Origin of the sequence: Paracoccus xiamenensis, assembly GCF_011308835.1 — a bacterium.
GTDB lineage: Bacteria > Pseudomonadota > Alphaproteobacteria > Rhodobacterales > Rhodobacteraceae > Paracoccus > Paracoccus xiamenensis.
The window spans coordinates 529,085-541,051 of sequence record NZ_JAAOHY010000001.1 but is presented as its reverse complement, the minus strand read 5'-3'; the positions used below and the strand labels follow the sequence as shown (position 1 = coordinate 541,051).

14 protein-coding genes are annotated in these 11,967 nt (G+C 62.0%); 10 read left to right on the top strand and 4 right to left on the bottom strand.

All coding sequences use genetic code 11. From position 1 onward, the window contains the following. Positions 1-4: 4 nt before the first annotated feature. From G7044_RS02695 to G7044_RS02685, 3 genes are read right to left on the bottom strand one after another with little or no spacing between them, the layout of a single operon-like run. Positions 5-1,282 carry a TRAP transporter large permease gene (locus G7044_RS02695; RefSeq protein ID WP_166325565.1) on the bottom strand — a complete coding sequence of 426 codons (1,278 nt, stop codon included), beginning with the start codon at positions 1,280-1,282 and terminating at the stop codon, positions 5-7. Then, entirely contained in the window at positions 1,279-1,815 is a 537-nt protein-coding gene (locus G7044_RS02690) for a TRAP transporter small permease (protein WP_166325562.1), read from the bottom strand. Before G7044_RS02690 ends, G7044_RS02695 begins: the two co-directional genes overlap by 4 nt. Beyond that, positions 1,815-2,831 (bottom strand): TRAP transporter substrate-binding protein, encoded by a 1,017-nt coding sequence (locus G7044_RS02685; RefSeq protein WP_166325559.1) that lies wholly within the window; start codon positions 2,829-2,831, stop codon positions 1,815-1,817. The genes G7044_RS02690 and G7044_RS02685 overlap by 1 nt, the downstream gene beginning before the upstream one ends. A 145-nt stretch (positions 2,832-2,976) precedes the next feature. On the opposite strand from G7044_RS02685, the gene G7044_RS02680 reads away from it, so the two are divergent. The 5 genes from G7044_RS02680 to G7044_RS02660 all read left to right on the top strand — a co-directional run bounded on the left by G7044_RS02680 (position 2,977) and on the right by G7044_RS02660 (position 6,828). Continuing rightward, on the top strand, positions 2,977-4,014 hold the full coding sequence (locus G7044_RS02680; protein WP_166325556.1) for a LacI family DNA-binding transcriptional regulator: 1,038 nt from the start codon (positions 2,977-2,979) through the stop codon (positions 4,012-4,014). 119 nt (positions 4,015-4,133) lie between these two features. Beyond that, positions 4,134-5,033, top strand: a complete 900-nt coding sequence (locus G7044_RS02675) for a LysR family transcriptional regulator (protein ID WP_166325553.1) — start codon at positions 4,134-4,136, stop codon at positions 5,031-5,033. A 97-nt stretch (positions 5,034-5,130) separates the two neighbouring features. Then, positions 5,131-5,754 (top strand): NAD(P)H:quinone oxidoreductase, encoded by a 624-nt coding sequence (gene wrbA / locus G7044_RS02670; RefSeq protein WP_166325550.1) that lies wholly within the window; start codon positions 5,131-5,133, stop codon positions 5,752-5,754. Then, complete coding sequence (locus G7044_RS02665; RefSeq protein ID WP_166325547.1) at positions 5,751-5,939, top strand: DsbA family protein; 189 nt, start codon at positions 5,751-5,753, stop codon at positions 5,937-5,939. The genes wrbA and G7044_RS02665 overlap by 4 nt, the downstream gene beginning before the upstream one ends. Before the next feature lie 13 nt (positions 5,940-5,952). Further along, the gene (locus G7044_RS02660) at positions 5,953-6,828 is read left to right on the top strand and encodes an EamA family transporter (RefSeq protein WP_166325544.1); all 876 of its coding nucleotides are present in this window, start codon (positions 5,953-5,955) and stop codon (positions 6,826-6,828) included. Positions 6,829-6,831: 3 nt separating this feature from the next. Here the strand turns inward: G7044_RS02660 and G7044_RS02655 are convergent, their stop codons facing one another. Then, positions 6,832-7,098, bottom strand: a complete 267-nt coding sequence (locus G7044_RS02655; protein WP_166325541.1) for a hypothetical protein — start codon at positions 7,096-7,098, stop codon at positions 6,832-6,834. A 213-nt stretch (positions 7,099-7,311) separates the two neighbouring features. On the opposite strand from G7044_RS02655, the gene G7044_RS02650 reads away from it, so the two are divergent. The 5 genes from G7044_RS02650 (at position 7,312) to G7044_RS02630 (ending at position 11,705) form a co-directional block, all read left to right on the top strand. Next, positions 7,312-8,433 (top strand): 8-amino-7-oxononanoate synthase, encoded by a 1,122-nt coding sequence (locus G7044_RS02650; RefSeq protein ID WP_166325538.1) that lies wholly within the window; start codon positions 7,312-7,314, stop codon positions 8,431-8,433. Further along, positions 8,430-9,050 carry a dethiobiotin synthase gene (gene bioD, locus G7044_RS02645; RefSeq protein ID WP_166325535.1) on the top strand — a complete coding sequence of 207 codons (621 nt, stop codon included), beginning with the start codon at positions 8,430-8,432 and terminating at the stop codon, positions 9,048-9,050. The genes G7044_RS02650 and bioD overlap by 4 nt, the downstream gene beginning before the upstream one ends. Then, positions 9,047-10,333 (top strand): adenosylmethionine--8-amino-7-oxononanoate transaminase, encoded by a 1,287-nt coding sequence (gene bioA / locus G7044_RS02640; protein ID WP_166325532.1) that lies wholly within the window; start codon positions 9,047-9,049, stop codon positions 10,331-10,333. Before bioD ends, bioA begins: the two co-directional genes overlap by 4 nt. Before the next feature lie 35 nt (positions 10,334-10,368). Next, on the top strand, positions 10,369-10,950 hold the full coding sequence (locus G7044_RS02635) for a pimeloyl-ACP methyl esterase BioG family protein (RefSeq protein WP_166325529.1): 582 nt from the start codon (positions 10,369-10,371) through the stop codon (positions 10,948-10,950). Positions 10,951-11,057: 107 nt separating this feature from the next. Next, a complete protein-coding gene (locus G7044_RS02630) occupies positions 11,058-11,705 on the top strand; it encodes a methyltransferase domain-containing protein (protein ID WP_166325526.1) in 648 nt (215 codons plus the stop codon). Positions 11,706-11,967: the final 262 nt, after the last annotated feature.

Below are 11,967 nucleotides of genomic sequence, written 5' to 3'. Positions count from 1 at the left end.
CGCCTCACTTCATCAGGGTTTCGGGAAGCCAGGTCGACAGCGCGGGAACCAGCGTCACGACCAGCAGGGACAGGATAAGCGGTATGAAAAAGGGCATGACCCCCGCGATCACCTGCCCGATGGGCATGCGCGCGACGATAGAGATCATGTAAAGGCTCATGCCCACCGGCGGCGTCAGCAGCCCGATCATCAGGTTCAGCACGAAGACGATGCCAAGCTGCAAGGGATCGACACCGGCCTGCGCCAGTGCGGGGGCCACGATGGGGGCGATGATCAGGATGGCGGCGATGCTTTCCAGCACCATGCCGACGATCAGCAGAAGCACATTGACCAGCAGCAGCAGGACCAGGGGGTTTTCCGACACGCCCAAAAGCAGCGCCGAAACCTTCATCGGCACCTGATCCAGCGTCAGGACCCATGCAAACAGCGCGGCTGTGGCGACCACGAAAAGGATGTTGGCCGTGGCTTCCGTGGTCTCGCGCAAAGCACCGAGGATCTTACGCGGCCCAAGGCTGCGATAGACGAAAATCCCGATCAACATTGCATAGGCCACGGTGACGCCAGCAACCTCGGTCGGGCCGAAATAGCCGCTCAGAAGCCCGCCGATCAGCAGCACGGGCGCGAACAGCGCCGGCAGCGAGATCATGAATTTCCGCATCACATCGCCCGCGCCGGGACGGATATCGTCGCGCGGCAGGCTGCGCATCCGCGCGATCACCGCGACCTGTATCATCAGAAACGCGGTCAGCAGCAGCGCAGGCACGATCCCCGCGATCAGCAGCTTGACGGCCGAGACATTGGCGACCGAGGCATAGATGATGATCGGGATCGAGGGCGGAAAGATCGGCCCGATCGTCGCCGCGGCAACGGTCAGCCCGGCGGCGAAATCCTTGCGGTATCCCTGCCGCGTCATCTCATCGACCTGGATCTTGCCAAGCGCACCGATATCGGCAAGCGCCGCGCCAGAGACGCCGGAAAAGATCAGCGACACGAAGATCGAGACCTGCGCCACCGCACCCCGGATGCGCCCGAAGATCATGCGGACGAGGTCGAACATATGCGTGGTGACACCGGTCGCATTCAGCAGGCTTGCGGCAAAGATGAACAGCGGCACCGCCAGCAGCGGAGAGCTGTCGAGCGAATTCAGGCTGCGCTGCGCCAGTACCGACACCGGCAGGCCCTGAATGACGATCACCACCGCAGAGGACAGTCCCAGACAGACGGCAACCGGCGCGCCGAGCACAAGCAGCACGGCGAAGATGGCAAGAAGCAGAAGGCTCATGGCTGGGGCACCTGTGGGGGATCGGCTTCGGTTCGGAAGCCGTCGGACGAGTCATGGCCGCGCAGACAGGCGATGACGCGCTGCAGGGCGACGGCGGCCAGCATCAGGCTGCCGGCCAGTGCCAGCGAGTAATAGACCCAGTTCGGAACCCGCATCGCCGGGGTCAGGAACTTGCCGGCGCGCGGCAGGAATTCGGCAAAGCTCCACAGCAGCAGCACCGCGAAGGCCAGCGTGGCCAGATCCGCGACCAGCACCATCCAGCGCCGCAGGGCGGGCGCTACGGCATCGGGCAGCATCGTGACCGAGACCAGAACCTGCCGCCCCGCCAGCGCCGGCACGCCCAGGAATACCAGCCCGATCCCACAGAAGCGTGCAAGTTCGTCCGCCCATGGCAGACCCGTCGCGGCAAAATTGCGCGCCAGCACCTGCAGCACAACCAGCCCGGCCATCAGTGCCAGCAGCAGCATTCCGGCAGCGATGCCGAGATGCGTCAACCGGGGCAGAAGGCCCGGCCTGTCTGCCCCGGCAACCATCAGGAAATCGCGTCGATCTTGGCGTAGAGATCGCCATATTGCGAACCGAAACGCTCCTCGACGACCTTGCTGACCGCCTCGCGGAAAGCGTCGATCTGCAGGCCTTCGTCCGGGCCGATCACGGTCATTCCGGCATCGCGCAGCGCCTGCGTTTCGGCCTCTTCATTGTCCTGAATCGCCTTGGTGGCCTTTTCGCGTGTCTGCAAGGCAGCCTCGCGCACGGCATCCTTCTGGGCGTCTGGCAGGCCCTGCCAGACATCCTCGTTCATCACCACGACTTCGGCATTCGACATATGCCCGGTCAGCATCAGATGCGATTGCACTTCGTACAGCTTGACGTTCAGGACCACGTTGACCGGATTTTCCTGCCCCTGCACGACCCCGGTCGCCAATGCGGTCGGCACCTCGGACCAGTCGACGGGAACGGCGACGGCGCCCATGCCCTCGACAGCAGCGGTATAGATCGGGAAGGGCACGGCGCGGATCTTCACACCGTCCAGATCGGCGGGCGACATGACCGCCTTGTTGCAGGTCAGATTCCGCTTGCCGAAGTAATGGGCATAGATCACGCGGACATTGGCAGCGGCGATCAGGCCCTCGTTCAATTCCTGCATGACCGGGCTGTCGACATCGGTGACCTTCATCAGGTGGTCGATATCGCGGTACAGATAGGGCGTATCCAGCGCCGCAAAAGGTTCATAAAGCGAACCGAGCGCGCCTGCCGTATTGTGCGAAAATGCGATGGTGCCAAGCGAAACGGCCTCGGCCAGTTCCTGCAGCTTGCCAAGCTGGCTGGCCGGGAAGACCTGCACCTCGATATCGCCGCCAGAGGTCTGGCCAAGCGCCTCGGCAAACCAGTCGGCCTGCGCACCCGCGACCGACGCGGGTTCGTTGTTATGGCCGTATCGCAGGCTGGTCTGCGCAAACCCGCGACGCGGCAGCATGGTCATGGCGGCGGCACCGGCGCCAAGCGCCATGAAGCCGCGACGGCCGAATTGAAGACGACGGTTGGTCATGGGTCTCCTCCCCTTCCCTATTTGACGCGATTTGATGTGCGGATGGCCCTTCTCCCGTGGCCATATGAGTCGCAGCACAAACGATATTGACCAAGGGTATGGATCGGGGGATCATTCGTCAAAATGAATGAAATGAGTTGTTTTGATGTGTTCTGATGTCCCCACCCCACCCGATGGCACATCGAAGCGGCCGACCTTGCCCGATCTGGCGCGTGCTGCGGGCGTGTCGCTGGCGACCGTCGACCGGATCATCAATCAGCGCCGCGGCGTGAAGGAACGGACGCGGCTGCGGGTGTTGGAACTGGCGCGTCAGATGGGTGTGCTCAGCGCCGGCGAAGCGGCTGCCTATACGACCCGGCCGCCACCGAATATCGTCTTCCTGCTGCCCTCGGGCGGCAATCCCTATCTGAGGCTGCTTGGCGACAGGTTGCGCGCCCGGATGGACGGCGGCGGGCCCGGCGCGCCCAATCTACGCTGCTTTTTCATCAATGGCTTCAATGCAGAGGCCCTGGCCGAGGCGCTGCGCCGCAATGCCGGCTGGGCCGACGGCATCGCCTTTTTCGCCATCGAACATCCCGCCGTCAGACAGGCGGCCGCCGAAGTCACCGGGCGTGGCACCCGGCTTGTGACCATCGTGTCGGATCTTGGCCTGTCCTCGGGGATAGATCACGTCGGGCTGGACAATCATGCTGTCGGCAGGACCGCCGGCCTTCTGATCGGGCGTTTTTCGGGCGGGACCGGATCGGTCGCGCTTGTCGCCGGATCGCGGCATTACCGCGCCCATTCCGAACGCGAGGCAGGCGTGCTGAGCATCATGGAAGAGATGTTTCCGGGCCTTCGCGTGATGCCCATGCGAGAGGGCCATGACGATCCGGGCGAGAATTACCGCCTGACCCTTGACCTTCTGGACCGCCACCCCGACCTGACCGGCATCTATAATGTCGGCGGCGCGTCAGGTGGCATCTGCCGCGCCCTGCGCGAACGGGGCCGCCGCGACGTGGTGATGATCGGGCACGGGCTGACCACCGACACCCGCAAGGCATTGATTGATTGCAGCATGGACGCGGTTTTCGAACTGGCGCCGGAAACCCTGATCGACGGCGCCATAGCCCGCCTGACCCGGCCCGATGGCAATGCAGCGCGCCCACGATTGGATATCTTCTTTCGTGAGAACCTTGATTAGGTGGCGTCATCAATTAACCCACGGCCCGACGAATGGACGACGTCGGCAAGTTTGTCGATTGTGCGCGCCCTGCCCGACCAGGATCGACCTTGCACAGCGATTGGGTTAGCTGATGAACCATGGATAAGTTCTCGGTCATGAATGCTTATTGCCGGATCGTCGAGCGTGGAAGCTTCGCGCGCGCGGCAGAGGATCTGGGCGTTTCGGGAACCCTGCTGAGCCGAGAGATCAAGCTGCTTGAGAAGAGCCTCGGCTGCACCTTGCTGACACGGACCACACGAAACATGTCGCTGACCGAACAGGGGCAAGCCTATTACGACACGGCCAAGGACATCCTGTCGCGCATCGACCAGCTGGACGAGCAAATCCGGGCCAGCACCGGCGAGATAAGAGGGCATTTGCGCGTCAACGCGCCAAGTTCATTTGGCCAGCTCGTCATCGCACCAATTCTGCCCGACTTCATGGATCGCTATCCCGACCTGTCTGTCACCCTATCTTTTGACGACCATCTCATTGATATGGTTGAGCAAGGCTTTGACCTTTCGATCCGCGTAAGGGCGGCTTTACCCGATTCCACATTATTCGCGCGTCCGATCGCCCGTATAAAACAGCGCCTCTTTGCGTCGCCCGCCTATCTCGACAAAGCGGGAATTCCGCAATCAGCCGAAGCACTTGAGGATCACGCGATCCTGGGGTTCGCGCTGGCAGAGCATAACAGGAAATGGACCCTCAGACACACCGGCACCGGGAAAGTTGCCGATGTCGCAGTCGCGCCCCGCGTAAGCGTCGGCAACTCTCTGGCGCTGCGCGATCTGCTGATTGCAGGAAAGGGCATCGGCACGTTACCTGACTTCGTGTCAGCCGAACCTGTGGCGGCGGGAAGGCTTCTGCCAGTTCTTTCGGATTATGAACTGCCCGACCGCCAGATATTCGCCGTCTCGGGCGCACGGCTGGAAACGAATGCGGCGGCAACAGCCTTTGTCAGCCATTTGAAATCCGCAACCTCGAATGCGGATTAAGAACCTGACGTACAGAATGTTCTTCCAGACAGCGACTTAATACGCACCCTGATCAACGCCATCCTCCGAGCATCGACGCGGATGAAAGAGGAAAGCGATGACAAAGGTTCTGGTTCTTTATTATTCAAGCTATTGCCACGTGAAGGCATTGGCGCAGGCCGTGGCCGAGGGCGCCCGATCAGTCGACGGATGTCAGGTTGATGTCGCACGCGTGCCCGAAACCGTACCTGCAAACATTCGCAGATCGGCGGGATTTGTCGATGACGACACCCCGACTGTCGACCCCGCTGCTCTGGCGGATTATGACGGGATTATCTTTGGCACGCCCACACGCTTCGGCCTGATGGCCGCGCAGATGAAACAGTTCTTCGACACGCTGGGCGGCCTGTGGGCCGAAAATGCACTGGTTGGCAAGGTCGGTGCGGTCTTCGCCTCGACTGGCTCGCAACACGGCGGGCATGAGGCGACATTGCTGTCGAGCCACATTCCTCTGATGCATTTCGGAATGGTTGTGGCCGGCATGCCCTATACCTTCAGCGGCCAGACTGAAAAGGACAGCATTATTGGCGGCGCTCCTTACGGCGCGGGCACGATTGCCGGAGGTGACGGCTCTCTGAAGCCAACCGAGACCGACCTGGCCGGCGCACGCTTTCAGGGTGCGCATGTCGCCCGCTTGGCAAAAGCGCTGACAACGGCTGAAATTCTGGCAGAGGCAGCATGATGACCCTTCACCTCGACTTTTTTCACGATGTCGTCTGCTGCTGGTGTTACAATATTTCGTCGCGCCTGCGGCGACTTTCCAGCGAATTTGATCTCGACATCCGCCATCGCACGTTCGTTTTACAAGATGGCCCCCTCGACGACCTGCGCGCGCAACTACGCACCGCTGCGCGGTTGGCCGCATAAGGGAGGCAAGCCCATGTCACGCCACACCGATTACCTTCTTGCGGCCGCCGCCCCTGCGGTCTGGGGCAGCACCTATCTGGTCACGACCGAGTTTCTGCCCGAAGGCTATCCGCTGACGGCAGCAATGCTGCGCGCACTTCCTGCCGGGCTACTTCTGCTGGCGCTGACGCGGGCGCTTCCCCAAGGCATCTGGCTGGGGCGGGTCATGATCCTTGGCGCACTTAACTTCTCGCTGTTCTGGTGGCTGCTTTTCGTCGCGGCTTATGCATTGCCCGGCGGCATCGCGGCGACGGTCGGCGCGGCACAACCACTGATCGTCCTTGGCCTGTCGAGGCTCGTTCTTGGCCAACCCGTCAAACCGCTGGCCGTTGTCGCCGGTATCGGAGGCCTGATCGGGGTCGGGCTGCTGGTGCTCAGCCCTGCGGCCATCGCCCTTGATACGACCGGCCTGATCGCTGCATTGGGCGGTGCGATGTCCATGGCTGCGGGTACGGTGCTGACGCGCAAATGGCAGCCCCCGGTTCCGGCCCTGACCTTCACCGCCTGGCAATTGACGGCGGGCGGCCTTCTGTTGTTGCCTGCTGCAATGCTGTTGGAACCGGCCCTGCCCGCGATGACCATGGGCAACATCCTGGGATTTGCCTGGCTGACCCTTATCGGCGGAGCGGTCAGCTATTTCTTCTGGTTCAGGGGCATTGCCCGACTGGGGCCGAACGCTGTCGCACCGCTGGGATTGTTAAGCCCGGTCACGGCTGTCTCGCTCGGTGCAATCGTCCTTGGACAAGTACCTGGCGCAGCACAGGCCGCTGGGATTGCCTTGGTTCTGTTGAGCGTATGGCTCAGTGGGCAATCCAATCGGCTGATCCACAAAAGGCCGGTCATGCACTGACAATCAAGCTGGGCCGCTCAGGTAGGGCTGATCATCGGCAAGCGGGCGTCCCAGCTGCACCCGGACGACGAACGGGTCACCAGTAATGTCGCAGAACTGCGGATCATCGACGAGGATTTCTGCGAAGCGTTGCGAGTCCTCGTCGGCAAGATCGCTCTGGCGCCGAACCCCGGCGGAGAGGTGCTTGAAAGCGCCCCAGGAACGCATCGCATCACGCGACCCCGACCGCCGAACAGCGGAAAGCCGCCCCATGCCGTCGGGACGGAACATCGCAGGGGAATGCAGTTGCCAACTAGGTTTTATCGATAGTATGTGAGACCCCTAGGTGGCACATGTCGAAATAATAGATAAAATTGCAAATCAACCGATCGCTGGAGATGTAAGGCTGCCCAGAGGCAGTTGCCAACATGGCTGCCATCCGCTCGCCCGGCTCGGCCGTGAGGCCAGAAACGCGACCGGGCAACTCTGTAGGAAAGCAGTGGAATGACCGCATTGAAGCGTTTGGATGCCATGCTGGGCGTACTGGATGCACGACACCGTCGCAGGTCGCTTTTGCCCCGGCGCGGGCTGGATTTTGCCTCGAACGATTATCTGGGGCTGACCGGCTCGCCCGAACTGGCGCAGGCTGCCCGGCAGGCACTGGATCGTGGCGTGCCACTGGGGTCGGGCGGGTCAAGGCTTTTGCGTGGCAACCATGCAGAGCACGAAGCGCTGGAGGCCGAGGCGGCCATATTTTTTGGCAGCGAAACCGCGCTTTACATGGGCGGCGGATTTCAGGCCAATCAGGCGATTTTTTCAACCCTTCCCGCCGCTGGCGACCTTGTGCTTCATGATGCGCTGATCCACGCCAGCGCACATGAGGGGCTGCGCCTCGGCCGCGCCCAGACGCTCGCTTTTGCACATAATGACCCGGCAAATGCAGAGCGCATCATCCAAGACTGGCGGGCCACAAATGCGGATGGTCAGATCTGGATCGCGTTCGAAAGCATCTATTCGATGGAAGGCGACGCGGCCCCGATCAGGGACTTGTCCGATCTTGCTGTGAAATATGATGCCATACTTGTCGTGGACGAGGCCCATGCCACGGGGGTCTTCGGCCCCCAGGGGCGCGGAATGGCCCATGACCTCGCCGCCGAGGTTCTGACCCTGCACACTTGCGGCAAGGGGCTGGGCGTGTCTGGGGGGCTGATCTGCGGGTCAAAAGTTCTGATTGAGACGCTGGTAAACCGTGCGCGCCCCTTTATTTTCGCCACCGCACCGGCCCCTTTCAGCGCATCCATGGTGCGCGCGTCCTTGCGGCTGCTGCAGGAAAATGACGCCCGCCTTGTCGCCACCCGCGACCGGATCAGCCACGCACATCGTCAGGCGCGCCGCATCGGTATCCCGGCAGCGGCCCTTAACAGCCAGATCATCCCGGTCGTTCTGGCAGATGATGCAAAGACCATGCGCGCCGCTTCGGAATTGCAAGATGCGGGGTTTGACGTGCGCGGCATTCGCCCGCCCACCGTTCCACGCGGCACGTCGCGTCTTCGGATATCGATCACGGGCAATGTGTCGAACGACGATATATCGCAGCTTTTTCAAACTCTGGCAGAAATCATATGAAACCCGTCATTGTCGTCGGCACCGATACCGGCGTCGGCAAAACCGTGTTTTCCGCAGGCCTGTCCGCGGCTTTGGGCGCCAGCTACTGGAAGCCCGTGCAATCGGGATTGGAAGAGGCCACCGACAGCGAGGTCGTGGCGGATCTTGCCGGCGTGCCTGTTCTGCCCGAAGCCTATCGGCTTCGGATGCCCGCCTCTCCGCATCTATCTGCCGAGGATATGGGGATAGAGATTGATCCGGCCCGGCTGGCCCTGCCCAAAATCCAAGGGCCGCTGGTGGTCGAGGGTGCCGGCGGGCTTATGGTTCCATTGACCCGGCAGCTGTACTTTCTGGACGTTATCGCAGGTTGGGATTGTCCGGTCGTGCTGGTTGCGCGCACGCAGCTGGGCACGATCAATCACACCACCCTTTCCCTGATGGCGCTGCGGCGGGCGGGGTGCGAGGTGGTGGGCGTCGTTTTCAGCGGCTCACCCGAACCTGCCGTCGAAGACACGATCACGCAGATGAGCCAGATACCGCATCTTGGGCGGTTGGACGTGATCAGGGATCTGAACCGCGCGACCCTCGCCCGCGCTATGCAAGCCATTGATGTGGACCGGATCAGAGGTGCCCTGTGACCCCGAAAGAATTCGACGCAAAACATCTGTGGCACCCCTACTCCAACATCGTCAAACCCGGCCCGATGCACGTCATTGCCGGGGCCGAAGGCGTCTGGCTGACGCGCGATGATGGCGTCAGGATGATCGACGCGATGTCATCGTGGTGGTGCGCCCTGCATGGACATCGTCACCCTTTTATTACGCGCGCGATGCATGAACAGCTTGAGGTCATGCCCCACGTCATGTTTGGCGGGTTGACCCATGAACCGGCCACAAGGCTGGGCCAACGGATGCTGGACCTGCTCCCGGATCAGCTTGACCGCATTTTCTATTGCGATAGCGGATCCGTCGCGGTCGAGATCGCGATGAAGATGGCCGTGCAGTATCAGATGGCGATGGGGCGACGCGACAAGGTGCAGTTTGCCACCATTCGCGGCGGTTATCATGGCGACACATGGAAAGCGATGAGCGTCTGCGACCCGGTGACAGGCATGCACGGGCTGTTTCGCGGGGCTTTGTCGATCCAGCACTTCCTGCCGCGTCCTGCCATTGCCTTGGGACAGGAATGGCCCGACGACCCCGTGCAGAACGGGCTGGGATCGATGGCACGCTTGCTGGAGGAGAAGGGCGACCGGATCGCGGGGATGATCCTTGAGCCCACGGTTCAGGGCGCGGGCGGGATGTATTTCTATCACCCTGAATACCTGCGTGCCGCGCGCCGGTTGTGCGACCAGTACGGCGTCATTCTGATCTTCGACGAAATTGCCACCGGCTTTGGCCGGACAGGCAAGCTTTTCGGCATGGATCACGCCGGGGTCGCGCCGGATATCATCTGCCTTGGAAAGGCCCTGACAGGCGGGCATATCTCTTTCGCGGCAACCGTCACGACCAGCGAGGTGGCGCGCGGCATTGGTGAAAGCGAAGCCGGGGTGTTCATGCATGGCCCGACTTATATGGCCAATCCGCTGGCCTGTGCCGCGGGCGCGGCCAGCCTTGATCTGGTCATCAAAGGCGACTGGACGGATCAGGTTGCCGCCATCGAAACCCAATTGCGCACTGAACTTGCGCCAGCCCGCAACCTGCCGGGCGTCAGGGATGTGCGCGTTCTGGGCGCTATCGGCGTGATCGAAATGCATGGCGAGGTCGACGCCGAAGACGCCCATCGCTTGGCCGGCGAACTCGGCGTCTGGCTCCGCCCCTTTGCGCGCAAGATTTACACCATGCCGCCTTATATTATCACGGCTGACGAACTCAGCCGGGTTACGGCGGCGATGATCCGTCTGGCCAAGAGGGCCGCATGAAGGCGCGGTGGCTGCACCGAAGGGGACATGGGGCAATGATCCTGGTCTTTGGCGGTTGGGCGCTTGGCCCGGCCCCGTTCCTGAGGCTGTCCGGCGGGCAGGATGTGCTGTTTGTCGACGACTATCGACAGCTGGACGACCCGCTGACCGAGCTGCGCGCATTCGACCACATTACACTCGTTGCGTTTTCCTTTGGCGTCGCCGCCGCTGCACATTGGATGTCGATGACTGGAACACGACCCGCCCGCAGCGTCGCCATAAGCGGCACCCTGTTTCCCGCCGACCCGGAAAGGGGTATCGCCCCGGACATCATCCGCGCGACCGCAGAGGGCTTAAGTGCCGCCAGCTTTGCCAAATTTTGCCTGCGCGCGGGATTGGGCAGCCCTGCCCCCGACCTTGATATCGAGAGCGCCCGGACCGAGCTTCTTTCTGTGCTCGACCGCGGCCCCGCCCCGGAAACGGCTTTTGATCGCATCTGGATCCCGCAAAAGGACCGGATCATCCCCACTGCCGCGCAAGAACTCGCATGGACAAGGCAGCGCGAGGCCGTCTGCCATATCCCCGGCCCACATGTGCCGTTTCGCGTCGGCCAAAGCTGGGCGGAGTGGATCGAATGAGCCGGGATCTCGCCCCCCGCGTTCAACGCAGCTTCAGCCGCAGCTATTCAAGCTATGACGATGCAGCCAGCCAACAGGCCTGGATCGCGAACCGGCTTGTGCAGGATTTGCGTGACAGCGGCGCGCCAGAGCGTTTCGACGTGGCGTTCGAGATGGGCTGCGGCACCGGCCACCTGACGCGGCGCTTATGTTCAAATTTCGAAATGCGGGCATTAACGGTCAACGACCTTTCGCCCGAGGCCGCGCGCGCAGCAAAGGCAGCAGGAGCAACATTTCTGTGTGGCGATGCGCTGCAAATGGATTGGCCGGAAAAACCCCAACTGATCGCATCGGCATCAATGATCCAATGGCTGCCCGACCCGGCGCGACTTCTGCAACGGGCGGCCAGAGCGCTTGCGCCGGGCGGTTGGCTGGCCATTTCCGGCTTTGGCCCGGAACAGTACCGTGAACTGGCACATCTGGGGTCACATGCCGGTGCGCCTGGTCTTCAATCCCTCGCGGATATGGCGGCCGCGCTGAAGGACGAACTGGATGTCTTCGTCACCGGCGAGCGCATTCGGGAAATGCACTTTCCCACGCCACGGTGCGTTCTTGATCACCTGCGGAAGACCGGCGTGAACGGAAAGGCGCAAGGGGTGTGGAGCAAATCTCGCCTTGCGCAGTTCTCGGCGGATTATTCGCAGCGCTTTGGTGGCCCCGCAGGTGTGACGCTGACCTATCACCCGGTCTGGATCATCGGCCAAAAACGTAACTGAGTTCCTGCCGCCCCCCTTTTCCTGTCCGCGACGGTATCCAAACCGTCTCCGGATCAAGCCAGATTGAACGCGAACCGCGTTGCTTCCGCCCTGCATTCTGCGAAGGTCAGTTCTGTGTCGGGGACCAACTTGTCACGACCAACAGCTACCACACACGATTCACGAGATAATTCACCAGTTGGATTTGTACAGCAAAGCCATTTCGGGCCTGAAGGCTGGACCTTTCTGCCAGTTTTTTGCAATCCGGCCCCGCAAGGCCGCA